Raw genomic sequence first — 18,995 nt, forward strand, 5'->3', positions numbered from 1 at the left:
TACCATCTACCAAAAGAAACCCCGGCGCGAAAAAGCGCCGGGGAAAAATATAAACAACTTAGGTGACCCAACCATGTAAGAATCATCCTTGATTCTATACATTTCGATTGATTTTTTAAGACTTTCCCGAAGGACAATTCTACCAGGCATTCGTTTCCTTATCCCGTTACGTCCCGTTTTTATTCCAGCCCAGAAAGGAGAAAGCAGCAGCTATGGAAGCGGCCAATGTTTCCTTATTCCGCTGGACCATCCAGCTTTGTAAAGAAACCTTCCCTGTCATCCTTCTGCGGCCGGCTGGATCACAGACCCGTTGTCCTCCCTTTTTAAGCGGAGGAACATTCTCTCAATGGCTGTGATTGTCGCTCGCTCGGAAACGAACCCGCAATGGTTGAGCCACCTAAGTTGTTTATGTTTGTTACTCATCTTCTTTACACCTTTATTATAACACCCTGTGCGGGTGGGAACGGTGGAAGTTGTGTCTACTTTGCAAACGTTTACAAAAAGGAGTTCAGACGGTTTTTGATGAATAGGTAAGGAAGAATGATCCATCGATTACTCCAAAGGAGAGAAAACCATGCTGGAATCTGTAGACTTATCCTTGAGCATAGACAAACAGCAGTACAAAAAGGAACTGAAGGAAACACAGCTGAAGTTACTTCAGCTGCAGCGCCCCATTTACGATCAGCAGTTAGGGGTGATCATCGTTTTTGAAGGCTGGGACGCTTCCGGTAAAGGAGGCGCCATCAAGCGGATTACGAGCGGACTGGACCCTCGCGGCTTCGAGGTCCATGCCATCGGTGCGCCTTCCACAAATGAAAAACGCCACCATTACCTCAAAAGGTTCTGGAATAAGCTCCCTCCCTATGGGAAAATAGCCATCTTTGACCGCTCGTGGTATGGACGGGTGCTGGTGGAGCGGGTCGAAGGTTTTGCTTCAGGGCAGGAATGGAAACAGGCGTACGATGAAATCAATCAATTTGAACAACTCTTTTCCCAAGACCGCTATGTAGTGATTAAAATATGGATGCACATATCAAAAGAAGAACAGCTCAAACGATTTCAAGAACGACAATCCGACCCATTGAAAAAATGGAAAATCACAGACGAAGACTGGCGAAACCGGTCCAAATGGGACATATATGAAGAAGCGGTGGAAGATATGTTCCACTATACTTCTCCTCCTGAATGTCAGTGGCACATTGTCGAAGGGGAAAATAAGCATTTTGCCCGGGTGAAGACCAATCGGATTATTATCCAGGCCATTGAAAAAAGGTTACAGCACGTCCCTTCTCATCCAAATCCATAAGTGAGGATAATAAAAAACAATCCCTGATAGAGATGTCAGGGATTGTTCTTTCAAGGTCATTCCCCTTTTTTCTTCACGATGTACATATGATACGCGGCGTGAAAGGCAGGATAGTCTGTATAATCATCACAAAGGATTTCCCAGTCGAAATCCATCTCATTCAGCACGCGTTTCAGATGATCCTCCCTCTCCTCTCCCTGAATCATGAAAGTGGCAAGGATGCCGCCGTACTGTAACTCGGATGCGACACGATGGAGCAGCTTTGTTTCTTTTTCCAGGTCCCTTTTATAAAAATGCAGGATGGAATCAAGCAGGACAATATCGTGGTCGCGGGATACCGGGTACGCATAAAGATCTCCTGCCACCCCTTTGACGTCCAGCTGCTCATCACTGGCGGAATGGTTCATCTGCTCAAGGCCGACTGTTGATATGTCCACCCCTGTCACTGTATAGCCTAACCTTCCTAAACAAAGAGCGTCCCTCCCCTGCCCGCATCCTAAATCCAGCACGTGTCCTTTCGGTTCATAGGACTCAAAGAACTTGATGAGTCCTGGGTAGGGGTCACCGAAGTATTGCGGTTCTTCATAATAATGGTCGTAGATGGGTTTAGTCATTCTTGTCCTCCTAGATCAGTCATGTCGTTCCTAAATTAATATCCTTTCGTGATTCCTTACTGCAGACATTCCGAATATCTTTAATTACCGGGGCATACAGGTTCGTTTCTTCTGCCCACATTCTAATCAACATGCGGCTTTAAGGTCTAGTGGCAAATAACTTCCTACACCCTTCTTTAAACTCCGGCGCACCTCCATAGGAAGGATGACGAATAGGAACGTGTTTCATTCCATACTGATTCAGCTTTTCTTTCGCATATTTCCCAATACAAACTACCTTACTATTGGGTGGACAGTAGTCTAACAAGCATTTCAAATACTCTACGCCTGCTCGTAATTCATCCGCACTTGGAGGCCGGTTGGAAAGCAGCCCTTTTTCCTCTTGATAAGGATGGAAGGGAAAGACATTCCAAAGAATCACCTTGTAAGCATCGATGTTATTTTCAAGGAGTGTTTTCCATACAATAGAAGCCGTCGGCTCACTAAAACCCTTCTTTCTCCAAGAATTTCTGAAGCCTGGATAATCTGATTCTGGATGGCTCGTTCGCTGCCCCGCTTTCCCTCTGAAAACACCCTGATGCCCTATGTCAGGATGAGTACCAGTAATGATTCTTTCCGATGTCATTGGAATCCCTGAAAAACGGCCACCCTGATACCCTAATGCTTCTGCTACAAAGATATACTCTGCTGTTGTTTTTCTCTGTTCTAAATACCTGGTGAGATGTTCGGCCCTTATCAATGGCGCTTCAGGGTGGATATCAAGGTGTTCCGAGTAATCCTTCCATGGGTTAAACACTCCAGCATCCGTACGGTGTGACTTCATCTCGTCAATGAAATTCAGCATACCCTCATCCTTCCTTCTGCTCTTATGACCAGATACCCTCACGAGCTTGTTAACGATTTCAACATAATGGAAGGATTTCCTTTTCTTTTATTGAAAATCGGTCTGTGAAAATAGGCACATCACCTCTGTTCATGGTATGGTGTAGAAAATAGACGCATACCAAACACAGCCCCCTTCCCTACCCACAAAGGAGGAATGCTCCGTGGAATATAACCGCGAAGAAGAAGTGATCCGTAACTATCAAAAAGGCGAAAAAATGATGATCCTTGTTTTTGCCCAGTGGTGCATCAACCATGACCTCGATCCCATCGACATGTATACAGAAGCCTATCCCTACCAGGAGAAGAATAAAGAGTTGATCGAAGCACTGGATCTGACTGTTCCAAAGAAGGAATCCGATCTCATTGATTCAGAAACAATCCTTGAGGTACTCTCCCTTTACGGAAATGACGACCTTGCTTTTGTCGTCTCTGATTACATCCATCGTAAAAATATAAAATAACCTTTAAAAACGGTACCTTCCCCAGCGGATTCAGGTACCGTTTTTACATTTCAAGGCGGCCACATAGGAAGTTGATATAAATACATGAAACATTCGCCCATGTTCTTACGTATATTCATAGTAAGAGATTCATAGATTCCCCCGGATATATGGTATTCTTGAAGTAATATATAAACTTGAAACCACGGAAATTAGGAAAGATGAAAAAAGGGGCTGACAACGCATGGACAACCTCTACTCTTCTACGCTGGAGTATTTGGAAAGAGCCTTCATGCCGCATACATCCGAATATCAGCGCTATATCGACTTTCAAACGATGAGGGATATGAAACAGGTCATCAAAGAGAAACGGCCGGTCTATTTCGATCTGGAGATCAAAGAGCTGGCGGAAATGAACAAAAGATATATTCTGGATGGATTTTGGAACGGCATATTCTTTACCGCCGTGCTTCCAACCTCCAATACATTCAAAGGGACGATCGAGTATTACGGCAAGCCGCCGAAAATGCTGATCGGCCGGTTTGAAATGGACGATGAACGCAGACACTTTTTCCCCACGTTCCTGAAGGAAGAGTTCAGCAGGAAAAAAGTGCTCGGAGACACATTACGGGATTTTTCAGGGATTTTGTTTACCTATTTGAATACGTACGTCAACGATATGGACGTATCCATAGAAACTACAACCTTTGAAGATTTTGAGAACCCCATATTCGAAGAATGGGAATTTCCATTTCTCGAAAAGCATCACGACCTCCAGAAGGAGTGGGTTTCTTTAAAGGAACGGACAGCAAACCAATTCAAACGCCTGGACGAACTCGAAGTCGAAGACCAATACGCGCTCGAGACGATGATAAATAAAGACGTTCCTGACTTCATCGCATCGTTCCATCGATTGTCTGATGAGAATAAGGAAAACCGGAAGCATGAACTGGTAGAGACGATGTATGATTTGAGCCGGTTCATCGAAACACTGGAACGGAAAGAAGAAGAAAGTTACGCGCAGAACTTCGCCAGAAGCAAGGGGATTATCGCTTCCAAGTACAACAAAGAAGATGAAAACTTCCTCTCCAGGAAGTGATCGTTTTAAGCAGCCGGCTGTTTTGTTTTTCTTGAGAAGACAGAATCGCATACAGGAGGTAGAACTATGAGTAACCATTCCACCTATAGGGACAAAGAAGCGGAACTGAACCATCAGGACCTGCAGGAAGCCATGACGCTGATAAAAAAAGAAGATCTCGACCGATTGAATGAGGAAGCAGAAACCTACGCCGGGAGATTCGATGCATCCAGGGACGACTCCCTCTCCGATGTGATGAGGGAACTCGGAGATCTCGGAGAAAAAGAACAGCGTGTCGCCGGGGAAACGATGGAAACGTTGAAGCGTCCGGTCAACGACCTTATGACCAAGGGCAATAATGACATCCCCCAGTCTTTGCAGGAGCTTGAAACAATCGTATCGGACCTTGATCCGAAGCGTACAGAAGGAAACGGCGTCCAGCGGTTCTTTTATAAACTAAGCAAAAAGAAACCGATCGACCGCTACATGAAGAAGTATGAAACCGTCGACTCAAAAATCGATACTGTCGTCCGCAGCCTGCTTGCAGGAAAAGACCGTCTTGAAGAAGACAGCGTCGAACTGCAGCTCATCAAAGAAAACGCCCAGAAGCGGATTTATGACCTGGACAAGCAGATTTATCTCGGGAAAAAACTGTTTGAGCTGTTGAAGGAAAAAGAAGCGACGGGTGAGTACGACCTTGCCCTGATCACCGAAGGCAAAGAGAAAATCATTACGCGTACGAGAAACATGACGCAGATGAAGAGTGTGCTGCATCAAAGTGTTTCCTCTGTTGATATCATTAAGAAAAACAATGAAAAGCTGAAGGAATCCATCCGCAATGCCGTGACGCTGACAAAAAATATCATTACCGTCTCCGCCTCCATCCAGCTCGCCTTGAGCAATCAGCGGAAAGTGATCGATACCGTGAACGGTGTGAATAAGGCGACCGAAGACATGCTGCTGTCAAACTCCAGGAATTTGAAGCAGAATGCAGAAGAGACGACACAGATGATGGAGAATCCGGCCATCAGTATGGAAGCTCTTCAAGAATCCTTCGATAACGTGTTTGAAGCACTGAAGACGACCGAGCAGTCGTCGGAACGCATCATTGCTTCGAGTGAACAGTTCATTGAAGAGATGGACGCATTGAATGAGAATGTCCGAAAAAAATTATCACAGACGACTACTCAAAGAGCGCTTCGTGACTGAAGCGCTCTTTGTCTAAGTACGAGTTCATCGCCTTCAAACAAAACCGGGATCAGCAAGGTCCGGCTCGAAATATCTTGAATTCGTAAGCACCTTTTTCTGAAAGGTGTTTTTTTCATGGGATTCTTCGTTATGAAAATACAGTTGCACATCCAATACTGTATGACATATACTATGAGTAGATAGTGTTTGTCGTACAGTATACAGAGGAGTGAAGATTTTGAGTCAACTATTGAACTCGCTGCTGACCGAACAACGAAGAGGAAATCTGACGTTAGCGGTTTTGAGCCAGCTGCGCACCCCGCAATATGGATACTCTCTCGTAAAACGATTAGAAGGCTCGGGCATCACCATCGAACAGAGCACGCTTTATCCTCTGCTGCGCCGGCTGGAAAAAAAAGATCTCGTCACGAGCAGCTGGGATACGTCAGAGTCCCGCCCCCGGAAGTATTATGTACTGAGTGATTACGGGGAAGATATTTTTCAAACCTTGAAGGAAGAATGGAAAAAAGCGACAAACGAATTGTTCCAACTACTGGAGGAGGAGAACAATGAAATGGATTGAGGTCTACTTACAAGAAGTTGAGCGCCGGCTTCCAGAAAAGAACCGGGAGGACATCCTGCTTGAGATCCAATCGACCATCCAGGATATGCTTTCAGAGAACCCTTCCGAAAATGACGTCAAAAACGTCCTTCAGGAACTGGGCGACCCTGTAAAGCTTGCCCATGGCTATAGTGAAAAGCCGATGCATCTGATCGGTCCCCGTTATTATGATCTTTATATCTCCCTCATCAAATTGATTCTGCCGATTGCGATTACCGTTTCATTGATCACTCTACTCGCTGAAAATATCATAGGGAATGTTGAGGAAACGAGCTTGATTGCGATGATCCTCTCCATTGTTGGTAATGGTCTATGGCTGATTCTTTCGGTCGGCATGCAGGTCTTTTTCTGGATCACGGTCATATTCGCCCTGATCGAACGTGTCGATTTCAGCGCCGAATATGAAGAATCGATGCCCTCGCGTAAAGCATGGACACCGGAAAAGCTGAAAAAAGTCTCGCACACCCCGAAAAAACGTGCGATACCTCAATGGGAAGTGTATGGGGCCATTATATGGACAGCCATCTGGGCCACTGTCTATTTCCATGCCGACCAATTGTTAGGGATCTATGAAAACCAGGGAGAAGGACTGACCTACATCACACCCGCTTTAAACCAGGATGTCCTGCTCAGCTATTGGCCAGGGATTGTCCTTGTCATCGGTTTAGAAATAGCCTTAGCTCTTTATAAGCTGTTGAAGAAAGAATGGAGCAAAGATGTCGTTTGGTTCAACACGATACAGGAACTTCTGTCTACAGGTATTTTCGTTTGGATCATTACGGATGACAAACTTTTTCAATCAGCCTTCATCAACTATATCTCGGACCTCTTCCAATGGAATTCCGCTCAAGTCGCGGATGGTCTGGCTTGGAGAATCGCCGCCATTTTTATCATTTTTGCTGTATGGAACATCCTTGATGGCTTCATCAAGTACAAAAAAGGCGTGAAGAAGACTAAGCTGAAAAATGAATTCAGTCCATAACACAGGAGAAAGGTGACCCATGCTGCCAAGGGTCACCTTTTCCTGTCTGAACCTGCTGTTGTTACAGGAGGAGATTTTTTTATCCCCCACCTTACTAAAATTACATCAAATTTTGAAACCAGAACCCAAGTCCCGTGCCTATGTAGTTTCCAATGATGTACCCGAGCGTACCTACAAGAAGAATCGGCACGATCAGTTTATGCCAGCCTTTAGCAATCGCCATGGCTGCAGCTGTTGTGGGACCTCCCATATTTGCATTACTTGCAAGAAGAGTTTCTTCTAAACTAAATTTAAATAGTTTACCCAAAACCAGAGAGACTATCACATTCATCAGGACGATGATTAAAACAAATACCAATAACAATGGTGATGTTGTGACTACGATAGCGATGGAAGCCGGTATCCCGATGACGACAAAGAATAAATAAATCAAGAACGTCCCAAGTTCCTGTGTTCCTTTGATGCTTTCGAATTGTCTGGGGAACAACGAAACGACCAGCACTGTCAGTGTCGTAAGCATCAGATAACGATCACCAATGATACCGCCCAGCACCTGATAAATGATGCTTACATCCTCCCCACCAGGAAGGACTCCCGCAAAAAAGTCAGCGAGATTAAAGGATACTGTAACAAGGGCGAATGCACTCGCCACGCTGATCGCAATATCTTTTAAGGATATTTCCTTTCCTTTCCAAAAAGAAGCGGCCTGCGTTTCACCTTCATCACCGGTAACGCCCGATTCCACCTCATCCATATGAGGGGTTCTGAATGTGTCCCGGAAGAATGAAAATGTCGGAATAGCCATCAAAACAAAGAAGAAGGTGGCCATCATCATATTATCTGCAACCACGGTAGCCGAAACAAGTTCACTGGGCGTATCGAATTTTGCTGCCATGGCGGCAAAGTTTACGCCACCACCTGTATAAGAACCTGCCATCATGGCACCAATTTTATCCAAATGGGGAATCACATCTCTTAAAAGCATAAACGAGAGAATGGTACCGGCGACCGTACCGATGGAACTTAACAGGAATATCGTCAGCATCCGTCCACTTTCCTGCCAAACCTTCTTAATATTCGCCTGAAACAATAGCAACGGTATCGCCAACGGCACGACATAATTCCATACCGCATCATACACACTCGACTCTAGTGGAATGACATTTAAATTAGCTAAGACCATGGCTCCAATCAAAGCTATGATGGCTCCGGAAATTTTGGATGCCCATTTGTACTTTTGCTCCAAATAAATACTGATGGCCGCCCATCCTGTCAGAAACGACCAAAGCGCCCACGTATTGTCTGACGATATGAACGTGTGATCCAATTGATTCACCTCTTTGTTTTGTTTTCAAATAAAACTACACCAATCATTTTTCCTTATTTTGGTTAACTATCATTATACATGAAGCGGAAAACAGTATTAAGGCAATCTATTATTCAATTCTCCTATCGTCTGATATGTACTGATCAACTCTCCTGTGAGAAGTCGTGGATTTACATAAACGAAGGTGCTTTTCTACTAAAAGCTGTAGGAGACATCTGTTTCTTCATAGATTTTATGCTCTCCGTCAACTACATCCACTCAGCTGTTAAAAGCTTTAACATCCTATCAATCCTTGCCTTCCTTCCTTTTTGACGAGTTGTCCGAACATCTCTATAATTAATCCCTATGTGAAATAAACGTCTTATAACCAGAGGAGCATTCGTTTTCTGAACGTCTAAAGAACAAAGCCATTATCCATCAACGTCTTCACAATATATTAACTATCACAGGTTAAAAACCTAGGGGGAAAATAATGAACGAAAAAACGGACAGGAAAACAAGAATTGACTGGATTACATTCAGCATCAGCGGAGGCTTTCTCGTCTTATTTTTACTGATGTCTCTTTTAAACAAAGACCTTACGGGAGAATGGATCTCAAGCTCATTCGACTTTTCTGTTACATTCTTTGGTGTCTTCTGGCAACTGCTGCTGCTTGCTACTTTCGTAGTGGGCGTTGCGCTTGCCTTGTCGAAATATGGAAAAGTGAAATTAGGAAAAAAGGATACGCCTGAAAACGGATGGTTCCGCTGGGTCTCGATGATTCTTTGTACACTGCTTGCCAGTGGCGGAGTCTTCTGGGCTGCCGGAGAACCGATCTATCACTTTTTAACAACCCCGCCACTGTTTGCTGATGAGGGAATGACAAGAGCACAAGCCGTCGTCCCAGGCTTAGCGCAGAGCTTTTTCCACTGGGGCTTTACCGCATGGGCTTGCTTAGGAACCATCGCTACCATCGTCCTAATGTATGCGCACTACCATAAAGGGTACCCGCTAAAACCACGTGCGATCTTGTATCCGATGGTCGGCGAGAAAATTTTCAACAAGAAAAGTGTTGTCGGAGCAGCTGCTGACATCGTTTCTGTCATTGCTGTTGCCGCTGGAACCATTGGACCGATCGGCTTCTTAGGCTTACAAGTCGGTTATGCGCTCAACTATTTATTCAATATCCCGGACACCCTGTTTACGCAGTCCATTGTCATTATTTTTCTTGTGACGATCGCTGCCGTTTCAGCGGCTTCCGGTGTAGATAAAGGGATTCAACTGCTCAGCCGTCTCAACGTAGGATTCGCTGTCGTTCTAATGATCGGCATGCTTATTCTCGGGCCGACGATGTTCATCATCGATTCATTCGTCGCCGCCGAAGCTTTCCAAATCCAGAACTTCCTGCGAATGAGTCTTTACCGCGGAGATAGCGGCTGGCTCGGTTATTGGACGGTCTTCTTCTGGGGCTGGTTCCTCGGTTTCGGACCTGCAATGGCGATGTTCATCAGCCGTATTTCCAGAGGCCGTACCATTCGCCAGCTGATCCTTGCCGTAGCGATCCTCGCTCCGATCGTAAGTAACTTCTGGTTTGCCGTTGTCGGAGGTTCCGGTCTGTTTTACGAACTGGAATCACCAGGAGCCGTTTCAACCGCTCTCAATGAAACAGGCATGCCTGCCGCTGTTATGGCGATTATGGAGCAAGTACCATTCGGAATGGTCATGGCTGCAGGCTTCTTGATTGTCACGATCATTTTCGTGGCGACAACCGCTGACTCGATGTCTTATTCCGTCGCCGTCACACTTACAGGCGATACCCACCCGCCACGTGTCCTGCGCGTGTTCTGGGCTCTGTTGTTCGGAGGCATCGCCGCAGCGCTCCTCGGTATTGGGGAAAGCAGTATCCAAACGCTGCAGAACTTCATCGTTGTCACTGCTGTACCCGTTTCACTGCTGTTACTGCCACCTGTCTGGCTCGCACCGAAAGTAGCGAAACAGATGGCGAGGGAGCAGGGGCTGATTGCTGAACAAAGTGCCGCTGTACCCGTTGAGGAAAAAGAACGTAAAACATCATAATTAAATGTAAAGCCGCTATTCTCATCTATACGATAGAATAGCGGCTTTTTTGTCTGTCCAGATGATTCACTGATACAATTCCACCAACAAATCATTGACTTATATGGAAGAAAATATAAAATTACTAGTAAGATGTCCGCGTTGCCTGTATCAGGCTCCACTACTTTTAAGGGGGAAACTTATGAAACGTTCACTCTTCATCCTGTTTGTCAGTGTCTTCTTGATGGCTTTGAGCGCCTGTGGTACAGAAGAAAGTTCAGGATCAGATACCACCGCTGATGATGCTTCAAGTACAGAAGGAACAGAACAAGGTACGGATACTGAAAGCAAAGAGACAGATGCTCCTGAAACCATGACGGCAGAAGAAAACGAAAATAAGGATGCCAAGGTTGGGGATACAGTCACTTCTGAAGCAGGTGAACAAACGATGGTCAGCCGCACTGATGATGTCGGAACATTTGAAAGCGGCCCTATTAGCCTTACTATTGAAAAGGTCAATGGAGTCTCCGGCACCTTAAAAGGTGAAGCCGCAGCTCTTATGGATAAGGAAGAAATCGAATACATCCAAGTCGATATGAAAACAAGCAATTCTTCTGAGGATCATATTTCCTTTTATGCTTCCCAGGCTGTGATGACTACGAATACGGGAGAACAGCTGGAGCCTGACATGCTTATGAGTGATCATATCGATGGCGAATATTTAGGTCAAGTGAACAAAGAAGGCACTTCCTTCTACATCCTGAAGAATTCAAAAGCTGAAGATGTGGAGTCGATTACGCTGTATTACAGTGCAGCTCAGAACGAGAATTTTGAAAATATCGGAGAAGAAATTGAAGTAGACGTAGAACTTAATAAATAATGGCTCCAATAAGAAAAGCTCCCTTGATCGATGAAGGGAGCTTTTCCTATCCTGCTTTGGTTATTTCGATATCCTTTGCATGCGTCCGACTCCCCGCTTTCACAGTGGTAAAGAAGAAAGAGTCAGCCACAGTCAATCACTTACTATCTGCATCCGGTTCCTCAACAGGCAGGAAGTCGAATATCTCACCGGAATCGATAGAATCAGACAGACGCTCCAACCACTTGCAGTACTTGCGGTAATCCTCAAGCTGCTCATAATTGATCCTTGCTCGTTCTACCGTCGCTTCGTCCGCCTCCTCATCTTCCATGACCTGCTGAAGAATCTCCCCTGCATAGTCAATGGCCGACAAGTTAAGCTTGGCCTCACGTTCCCACTTGCTTCCGAAAAAGCGGGAGAAATATTTAAAAAAATTCTTCTCCGCCATAAAGGAATCCTTGCGGGACCCTTTCCGCCAAACTTTATGGATGATGCTGACCTCCTGAAGGTTCCGGACGGCAATACTCATACTCGGCTTACTCATCCCAAGGTCGTCCTTCATATCATCAAGCGTCATCGGCTCATGTTTAAAATACATTCTCGCAAATAACCTTCCCGTTGACGGAGTGATGCCATACAGGTCCATTGTTTCAGCGATCGAATTGACAACAGCGCTCTCTGCTTCCTCAATTCGTGCCTCCAGGTTTCTTTTCAAAGAACCGCCTCCACTTTCTTCATTACCTTTTAAACGTTTAAATCATTCAATTTCATTAATACGCTCTTTCTATAATATAAATCGAAAGCAGGGGCTATACAAGCCCCTGCCTTCATATGGCAGTTTATTCAAGCCGCAACTCAGCCTTTAATCGATCCCGCATCTGCTGGATGGACACCATGCTGGTAATAGTCCATATGCTCAGCTTCAAGCGGTTTTCTGCCTCGGATAATATCTGCCGCCTTTTCGGCAAGCATCAGGACAGGTGCGTGGATGTTCCCGTTGGTGACATAAGGCATAGCGGATGCATCGACGACACGCAGGTTATCAAGGCCATGAACTTTCATACTCTTCGGATCAACGACGGCCATCGGATCGGATTTTGGTCCCATTTTCGCTGTGCAGCTTGGATGCAGAGCCGTTTCCGCATCTTCTGCCACCCAGTCAAGAATTTCTTCTTCAGTCTGAGCCGCCGGCCCCGGAGAAATTTCTCCTCCGTTGAATGGCTTCATTGCCGGCTGGGACATGATTTCACGAGTCACACGGACAGCCTCGATCCATTCACGTTTGTCCTGTTCCGTTGAAAGGTAGTTGTAAACCATGCTCGGATGAGCTTTCGGATCATTGGAGCGGATCTTCAATGATCCACGAGCATCCGAATACATAGGTCCGATGTGAACCTGGAAGCCGTGTTTGACCGGTGCTTTTTCCCCATCATAGCGCACAGCTACCGGAAGGAAATGATACATCAGGTTCGGATAATCGACGTCATCATTGGAACGGGCGAAACCGCCGCCTTCAAAGTGGTTCGTCGCAGCAGGACCTTTACGCCCCATGATCCACTGCAAACCGATCCATGGCATCTTCAGCTTGTTCAAGTTCGGCTGCTCAGAAACTGGCTGCAGACTCTCATGCTGGATATACACTTCAAGGTGGTCCTGAAGATTCTCTCCAACTCCTGGAAGATGCACTTTCGGAGTCACTCCTACAGAGCGTAGGTGTTCTTGATCACCGACGCCGGAAAGCTGAAGCATCTGCGGCGTATTGATCGCACCGCCAGAAAGGATGACCTCCCCAGCCCTTACGTAGTGCTCTTTACCATTTCGTTTGAACGTCAGGCCTCGCGCTTTCCCATTATGGATATCTATGTGCTGAACGAAAGCTCTGGTTTTCACGGTAAGATTTTTCCGCTTCATTGCCGGGTGCAGATACGCACGGGATGCAGACATGCGCCGCCCTTTATAGACGTGCTTGTCAAAAGGTCCGAAACCTTCCTGACGAAAACCGTTAACATCCGGCGTCCGGGCATGACCGGCTTCGGCAGCTGCATTGAAAAAGGCTTGGAAAAGCGGATTCGTTGCAGGACCGCGCTCCAATTTCACCGGACCATTATGACCGCGGTATGGATCGTTTTTATCCGAGCCGAGGGCGTTCTCCAAACGTTTGAAGTAAGGCAGGCAGTGGGAGAAATCCCACTCTTCCATCCCATCGTCCGCTCCCCAGCGCTCATAGTCCTTCGGATTCCCGCGTTGATAAATCATGCCATTGATCGAGCTTGATCCTCCGAGCATTTTACCACGGGCATGCTTGATACGCCGTCCTTTCATATAAGGCTCAGGGTCAGATTCATATTTCCAATCATACAGGGATTTACCTGCCGGAAATGGCAGGGCTGCCGGCATCTGAACAAGTAGATCCCAAGCATAATCACTTCGTCCCGCTTCAAGTACAAGGACATCTTTCTTTCCATCTTCAGTCAGCCGGTCTGCGAGGACCGAACCTGCACTTCCGGCACCGATGATGACAATATCATAAGATTCTTTCATGATAACAGCCTCCTTAACATTGTTGTCATGTATTTAAATCAAGCCTTAAACCAATGGATCGGTTCAGGATTCACGTTACGGAAAATATGTTTTGTTTCTGTATATTCTTCAAGTCCCGGTTTACCAAGTTCACGGCCGATTCCGGATTGTTTATATCCACCCCAGGGCGCTTGTGCGAAATACGGGTGGAAGTCATTGATCCATACCGTTCCCATGCGCAGCTTACCTGCTATACGTTCGGCTTTGTCGATATCCTGTGTAAACACAGCACCAGCCAGCCCATAAATGGAATCATTCGCAAGCTTCACGGATTCCTCTTCCGTTTGGAAACGTTCGATCGTCAATACAGGGCCAAATACTTCCTCCTGCACGATCCTCATATCTGTGGTGCACTCTGTGAAAATCGTCGGCAGGTAGAAAAAACCGTCCTGAAGTTCAGGATTCTCCGGCCGTGCGCCTCCGACAAGCAGTTTTGCGCCTTCTTCCTTCCCGATTTCCACATAATTTTCGACCTTTTCGCGGTGTTCCGCTGAGATGAGAGGTCCGGATTGAGTATCTTCATCAAAACCGTTCCCCAGCTTAATACGCTCCGCCCGCTTCTTCAGCTCCTCTACAAACCGATCATGAATGGAATCTTCCAGGATTAATCTCGCTCCGGCAGAACACACCTGTCCGGCGTGGAAAAAGACCGCGTTCAGTGCCTGATCGACGGCTGTTTCGAAATCAGCGTCTGCAAAGACAATATTCGGGTTCTTGCCACCAAGTTCAAGCGCGATGTTCTTCACATTGCCACTCGCGGTCTGCATAATTCTCTTTCCGGTTTCAATGCCTCCAGTGAAAGAAATCAAATCAACGTCGTGGCTTTCTGCAAGCTCGTTCCCTACCGTTGCCCCCGGTCCCATCACGAGGTTGACGACACCTTTCGGGAAGCCGGTTTCTTCCATCAGTTCTGTTACTTTCAAAGTTGTGAGCGGAGTAATTTCACTAGGCTTCAATACGATGGTATTGCCTGCCGCCAATGCCGGTGCGATTTTCCACGCCGCTTGTAGAAGCGGATAATTCCATGGAGTAATCTGCCCGCAGACACCCACCGGTTCGCGGACGACTTTGCTTTGACTGTCGGGAATCGGGGATTCGATGACTTCTCCGCCATCCTTATCTGCCAGGCCTGCGAAGTACCGGAACACACCGGCAATGTCTTCCATATCCGCACGGCTTTCTTCTAATGTTTTACCAGTATCCAGCGTTTCGAGTTCAGCAAGTTCTTCTTTATCCCGTTCAATCAGTTCTGCGATACGAAAGACCTTTTGGCCGCGCTCGGCTCCCGGAGTATCACTCCACTCCCCATTGTCGAATGCTTCTCTCGCAGCCGCGATCGCAAGCTTCGCGTCCTCAGCATCCCCTTCCGCCACTTGGGCAATGACTTCCTGATTGAAGGGATTGATGATATCTCTCACCTTTTCAGACGCTGCGTTGACCCACGCTCCATTAATGTACATGTATTTCAACGTGAAACCTCCTTGTTTTTAATTTATTTATTTTATTTAATTTTTTTTAAACGAAATGAACAATTTGATCGTAACGTAAAATAGGAACCTTGTAAACCTATAGATGCGATTTTTAAAATCATATAAAAAACACAGATGAAGAAAAAGATTTTCACCTTTCTTTATTACTTATTATTATCCCTTCCATCGACGAAATGATCTCCAAAATATACCGAATCGAACTGTTGACAAACTTTCATTCTACGTTAGTGTAAATAGGTGCAGGTATGTTTAATAATTATTAAACGTTTTAAAACAATTAACAGGAACCGGTTCCATAGAAAGTTTTACATCGAAAAAAGAACTGTTCACCTTTCGAACAGTTCGATACAACCAATATGTAAAAGGAGTGATTCGGTGCAGCAGACAGTCACAAAACAGGAACAGAAATATGGTAATTCAGGATTATTAGGCTTCTTAGGCTTACTTGCCATCGTCGCCATTTATGTAGGAATTGCAGGTAAAGATGTGAACTGGGGAGCGTTGGCCTTCATGTTTCTCTCATATGCCATCATCTTCTATATAGGTGTCATCACCGCTGGAAAAAAATCCGACAGCGCCAAGGATATGATGGTCGCCGGTCGTTCCATGCCGTTATGGGTCGCTATGTTCACGATGACTGCGACATGGGTCGGCGGCGGATATATCGCCGGAACAGCCGAAACGACGTTTGCCTCAGGAATCGTATGGGCGCAGGCCCCTTGGGGATACGGCCTCAGTTTAATCATAGGCGGGATTTTCTATGCCCGTAAGATGAGAAGGCACGAATTCACGACAATGCTCGATCCGCTGGAAGTTCGCTTCGGTAAGAAGGTGGCAGGTGTTCTATACTTACCAGCCCTGCTCGGGGAACTATTCTGGAGTGCCGCCATCCTCGTTGCACTCGGAACAACATTCGGTCTGATTCTCGGACTCGACTTCAATACATCGATCATCATTTCCGCGATTATCGCCGTCGCTTACACCTTTGTCGGAGGTATGTGGTCCGTCGCTCTTACAGACGTAGCCCAGATCATCATGATCCTCATCGGGTTGTTCCTCGTCGTTCCGTTCGCCCTTTCTGAAGCAGGCGGTGTCGGACAAGCATGGGGAGCTTACAAAGATGGAATGGCCGGGTTTGCGAACCTTCTTCCTCCTCTTGATGGCTGGAACCATCCGGACTGGGGAAATTATTACTGGAACTGGTGGGATTATGCCTTACTGCTTATCTTCGGAGGTATTCCGTGGCAGGTATATTTCCAGCGTGTGCTTTCATCAAAAAATGAAAAGACAGCGATGTGGCTGTCCATCGCAGCAGGTATCCTGTGTATCGTACTAGCCGTACCCGCTGTTATGATCGGTGTCGCAGGCTTCTCTGCCGATTGGGCGAGCTATGGAATCGAAGGACCCGGTTCCGCTTCCGAAATTCTCGCTTACGTCATCAACTATATGTCGCCCTACGGGATTGCGATCATCGCCCTGGGTGCTGTAGCCGCAGCCGTCATGTCATCGATGGACTCTTCCATCCTATCCGCATCATCCATGGCAGCCTGGAACATCTACCGTCCACTCATCAAGCCGAAAGCGACAGGTAAGGATATTAAAGGCACCATCCGTTTATCCATCATCATCATCGGACTAGCCGCAACCATCGTCGCTTTAAATATCGACAGTGTGTACACACTTTGGTATTTATGTGCCGATCTCGTCTACTGTATGCTTTTCCCTCAGTTGACAACTGCGTTGTTCGATAAAAAAGCAAATACATATGGAGCCGTTGCAGGACTGACGGTTTCTTTCATTCTGCGTTTCGGCGGAGGAGAACCCGCACTCGGATTGCCGGCATTTCTTCCCTATCCGATGATTGAAGACGGCGTGGTCCTTTTCCCATTCCGTACGCTTGCAATGGTAGGCGGCCTGCTGACGATCATCATCGTTTCACGGCTCACACAGAAATCATGCCCTCCACAGCCTTTAACTAAGCTGAAAACAGAGGTAAAAAGCGAATAAATCAAATAAAACCCGTCTACGCCTTCAAGCGCGGACGGGTTTTATTTTTACAAAAGGATGAATTCTCAGCCAAGAGATTTCAAACAAGTGATTTCTTGTTTATACGTTCTATGTTTCTCATTCATCAATGCAGGCTGTAGAGAAGTGGACATTATTTCATCAGGGGTTTCCATCCCCTCCCATGGGCGGGTTGTCTCTTGGTCCTGTATGCCTCGTATTCTCTTCATAGACCTTTTCTCTTCCTCTTTTTTGATGCTTATTCAATTCATCGCCGTAAAATCGGTTGGTATTCCCTCCGAATTTATCCCGGATCATTCCCCATAAAATAGGCAGACCGAGCAAACTCAGAATGATCAGCAGAAACACGCCTCCACTCATATCCTTCCACCCACTTTCGCTTTGTTCCTTATCTATACGATTAGAAGGGGAATCAGGTTTCATACTCTATTGGATCATCACAGGAAGCGTGTACGAACCGGTTCCATTCTCCCATTCAGCGAAAACTTCAATCGTATACCGGCCTTCTGAATCCGGAAGAGTCACCTGTTCATTTTCAATCGGAAGCTCCTCCTGCCTTCCTTCATCATCCCAGATAAAAGCGGAGAGTTCCGGTGTTTTTCCACTGCTGAATGTGATCACTGCAGTCTTGTCACCGCCTGACGGTGCCGCTTCAACATTGTCAGCAATGTCGTAAGGTGTTCCGGCATCCGCTGTCACTTGGCTGTCCGAAAACACCCCCTCTTTGGTCCATTCATACGTGCCTTTCGCCATCTCCGTCACTTCTTTATTCATCGTCATAAAACCGTCCGGCGGTTCTGAAGTTCCGGAGCAGGCTGTAAGCAGCGCCCCTGTTAAAATTATCAGCCACAAAGCTGTTATCTTTTTCATTTCTCTCACCTCTGAAGTTTACTCTACCTATAAAGAGTACACCATTTTGCTGAGGTATGGATAGTTCAAAACACATATCAAGCATTCATTTTCATTCGTATGTGTTGAAGCTGTCTAATGACCATGGGATTCAAGCGTTTCCAGGACTTCTCCGCGTATAAAAAAGCACCACACTTGTCGAGTGCGGTGCTTCTTATCCCTATACAGCAGAGGCCGGACTTACTTTTTGCTGCGTTTTTTAATGGTGTAGTTCTTATGAGCAACAACGGTCTTTTCGAAGTCAAAATTGCGCTCGTGGAAATCTTCCATGATGGTAAGATCGCAGACAACGGAGTTTGCCGGATTCGTAGAAGTAACGACAGCTTCCAGCTGCTGGCCGTCTCTTTTGAAAGTAATAATATCCCCGTCGTTTGCTTTATTTTCTTCTTTTATTTTCTCTGCCTCTTCTGCTTCTTTCTTATTAAAGGCAGCATCAACAAGGCCTTTACTTAGGTTTTCATCAGCCATTGGAATTCCCCTTCCTAATTGAGTGTAGTTTCGATTTCGATTATGCCATGATTCAGGCAGAGGTTTCCTATATCTATACCCTTAAGCAAGGGCTCTCATTCTTCATAAACAAGATTTTCTTCCTTACTTCGGGCAAAACGTAAAGCTATACGTTTTGATGGTAGACCTTTCTGCTATTATAGTCAAT

General features: G+C 46.1%; 19 protein-coding genes. 9 read left to right on the forward strand and 10 right to left on the reverse strand.

Translation table 11 applies throughout. The annotated features are described in order from the left end of the window. Nucleotides 1–276: 276 nt before the first annotated feature. Nucleotides 277–423, reverse strand: coding sequence for a hypothetical protein (locus ACXADP_RS17545; RefSeq protein ID WP_474972028.1), 147 nt, complete (start codon nucleotides 421–423; stop codon nucleotides 277–279). 151 nt (nucleotides 424–574) lie between these two features. Here ACXADP_RS17545 and ACXADP_RS17550 point away from each other — a divergent pair, with 151 nt between their 5' ends. Beyond that, entirely contained in the window at nucleotides 575–1,306 is a 732-nt protein-coding gene (locus ACXADP_RS17550; protein WP_474972029.1) for a polyphosphate kinase 2 family protein, read from the forward strand. A gap of 56 nt (nucleotides 1,307–1,362) precedes the next feature. On the opposite strand, the gene ACXADP_RS17555 is transcribed toward ACXADP_RS17550, so the two are convergent. Together ACXADP_RS17555 and ACXADP_RS17560 are read right to left on the reverse strand one after the other, a co-directional pair. Continuing rightward, on the reverse strand, nucleotides 1,363–1,920 hold the full coding sequence (locus ACXADP_RS17555; RefSeq protein ID WP_474972030.1) for a class I SAM-dependent methyltransferase: 558 nt from the start codon (nucleotides 1,918–1,920) through the stop codon (nucleotides 1,363–1,365). 139 nt (nucleotides 1,921–2,059) lie between these two features. Continuing rightward, nucleotides 2,060–2,764 carry a uracil-DNA glycosylase gene (locus tag ACXADP_RS17560; RefSeq protein WP_474972031.1) on the reverse strand — a complete coding sequence of 235 codons (705 nt, stop codon included), beginning with the start codon at nucleotides 2,762–2,764 and terminating at the stop codon, nucleotides 2,060–2,062. Nucleotides 2,765–2,966: 202 nt separating this feature from the next. Here ACXADP_RS17560 and ACXADP_RS17565 point away from each other — a divergent pair, with 202 nt between their 5' ends. From ACXADP_RS17565 to ACXADP_RS17585, 5 genes are all read left to right on the forward strand, one after another. Beyond that, nucleotides 2,967–3,266, forward strand: a complete 300-nt coding sequence (locus ACXADP_RS17565; protein WP_474972032.1) for a hypothetical protein — start codon at nucleotides 2,967–2,969, stop codon at nucleotides 3,264–3,266. Between the two features lie 223 nt (nucleotides 3,267–3,489). Continuing rightward, nucleotides 3,490–4,344 (forward strand): hypothetical protein, encoded by an 855-nt coding sequence (locus ACXADP_RS17570; RefSeq protein WP_474972033.1) that lies wholly within the window; start codon nucleotides 3,490–3,492, stop codon nucleotides 4,342–4,344. 66 nt (nucleotides 4,345–4,410) lie between these two features. Beyond that, a complete protein-coding gene (locus tag ACXADP_RS17575) occupies nucleotides 4,411–5,532 on the forward strand; it encodes a toxic anion resistance protein (protein WP_474972034.1) in 1,122 nt (373 codons plus the stop codon). 217 nt (nucleotides 5,533–5,749) lie between these two features. Beyond that, the gene (locus ACXADP_RS17580; protein WP_027955754.1) at nucleotides 5,750–6,094 is read left to right on the forward strand and encodes a PadR family transcriptional regulator; all 345 of its coding nucleotides are present in this window, start codon (nucleotides 5,750–5,752) and stop codon (nucleotides 6,092–6,094) included. Further along, complete coding sequence (locus ACXADP_RS17585) at nucleotides 6,081–7,115, forward strand: HAAS signaling domain-containing protein (RefSeq protein WP_474972035.1); 1,035 nt, start codon at nucleotides 6,081–6,083, stop codon at nucleotides 7,113–7,115. Before ACXADP_RS17580 ends, ACXADP_RS17585 begins: the two co-directional genes overlap by 14 nt. A 100-nt stretch (nucleotides 7,116–7,215) precedes the next feature. Here the strand turns inward: ACXADP_RS17585 and ACXADP_RS17590 are convergent, their stop codons facing one another. Further along, nucleotides 7,216–8,442 carry a DUF819 family protein gene (locus ACXADP_RS17590; RefSeq protein ID WP_474972036.1) on the reverse strand — a complete coding sequence of 409 codons (1,227 nt, stop codon included), beginning with the start codon at nucleotides 8,440–8,442 and terminating at the stop codon, nucleotides 7,216–7,218. Nucleotides 8,443–8,914: 472 nt separating this feature from the next. On the opposite strand from ACXADP_RS17590, the gene ACXADP_RS17595 reads away from it, so the two are divergent. Both ACXADP_RS17595 and ACXADP_RS17600 read left to right on the forward strand, forming a co-directional pair. Next, nucleotides 8,915–10,498 (forward strand): BCCT family transporter, encoded by a 1,584-nt coding sequence (locus ACXADP_RS17595; protein ID WP_474972037.1) that lies wholly within the window; start codon nucleotides 8,915–8,917, stop codon nucleotides 10,496–10,498. 181 nt (nucleotides 10,499–10,679) lie between these two features. Next, on the forward strand, nucleotides 10,680–11,357 hold the full coding sequence (locus ACXADP_RS17600) for a hypothetical protein (protein WP_474967428.1): 678 nt from the start codon (nucleotides 10,680–10,682) through the stop codon (nucleotides 11,355–11,357). 136 nt (nucleotides 11,358–11,493) lie between these two features. Here ACXADP_RS17600 and cudC read toward each other — a convergent pair whose 3' ends face one another. The 3 genes from cudC to betB all read right to left on the reverse strand — a co-directional run bounded on the left by cudC (nucleotide 11,494) and on the right by betB (nucleotide 15,376). After that, nucleotides 11,494–12,051 (reverse strand): choline uptake/conversion transcriptional regulator CudC, encoded by a 558-nt coding sequence (gene cudC, locus ACXADP_RS17605; protein WP_160839581.1) that lies wholly within the window; start codon nucleotides 12,049–12,051, stop codon nucleotides 11,494–11,496. 140 nt (nucleotides 12,052–12,191) lie between these two features. Continuing rightward, nucleotides 12,192–13,877, reverse strand: coding sequence for a choline dehydrogenase (gene betA / locus ACXADP_RS17610; RefSeq protein ID WP_474967427.1), 1,686 nt, complete (start codon nucleotides 13,875–13,877; stop codon nucleotides 12,192–12,194). 38 nt (nucleotides 13,878–13,915) lie between these two features. Then, nucleotides 13,916–15,376, reverse strand: a complete 1,461-nt coding sequence (betB, locus tag ACXADP_RS17615) for a betaine-aldehyde dehydrogenase (RefSeq protein WP_474970344.1) — start codon at nucleotides 15,374–15,376, stop codon at nucleotides 13,916–13,918. Nucleotides 15,377–15,781: 405 nt separating this feature from the next. On the opposite strand from betB, the gene ACXADP_RS17620 reads away from it, so the two are divergent. Next, nucleotides 15,782–17,413 carry a high affinity choline transporter 1 gene (locus ACXADP_RS17620; RefSeq protein ID WP_474967426.1) on the forward strand — a complete coding sequence of 544 codons (1,632 nt, stop codon included), beginning with the start codon at nucleotides 15,782–15,784 and terminating at the stop codon, nucleotides 17,411–17,413. 159 nt (nucleotides 17,414–17,572) lie between these two features. Here ACXADP_RS17620 and ACXADP_RS17625 read toward each other — a convergent pair whose 3' ends face one another. From ACXADP_RS17625 to ACXADP_RS17635, 3 genes are all read right to left on the reverse strand, one after another. After that, a complete protein-coding gene (locus tag ACXADP_RS17625; RefSeq protein ID WP_160841340.1) occupies nucleotides 17,573–17,791 on the reverse strand; it encodes a hypothetical protein in 219 nt (72 codons plus the stop codon). 66 nt (nucleotides 17,792–17,857) lie between these two features. Next, nucleotides 17,858–18,301 (reverse strand): carbohydrate-binding protein, encoded by a 444-nt coding sequence (locus tag ACXADP_RS17630; RefSeq protein WP_474972038.1) that lies wholly within the window; start codon nucleotides 18,299–18,301, stop codon nucleotides 17,858–17,860. A gap of 219 nt (nucleotides 18,302–18,520) precedes the next feature. Then, a complete protein-coding gene (locus ACXADP_RS17635; protein WP_474967424.1) occupies nucleotides 18,521–18,808 on the reverse strand; it encodes a YkvS family protein in 288 nt (95 codons plus the stop codon). Between the last annotated feature and the right edge of the window lie 187 nt (nucleotides 18,809–18,995).

The sequence above is a fragment of the Halobacillus sp. AWH4_228 genome (assembly GCF_056158365.1).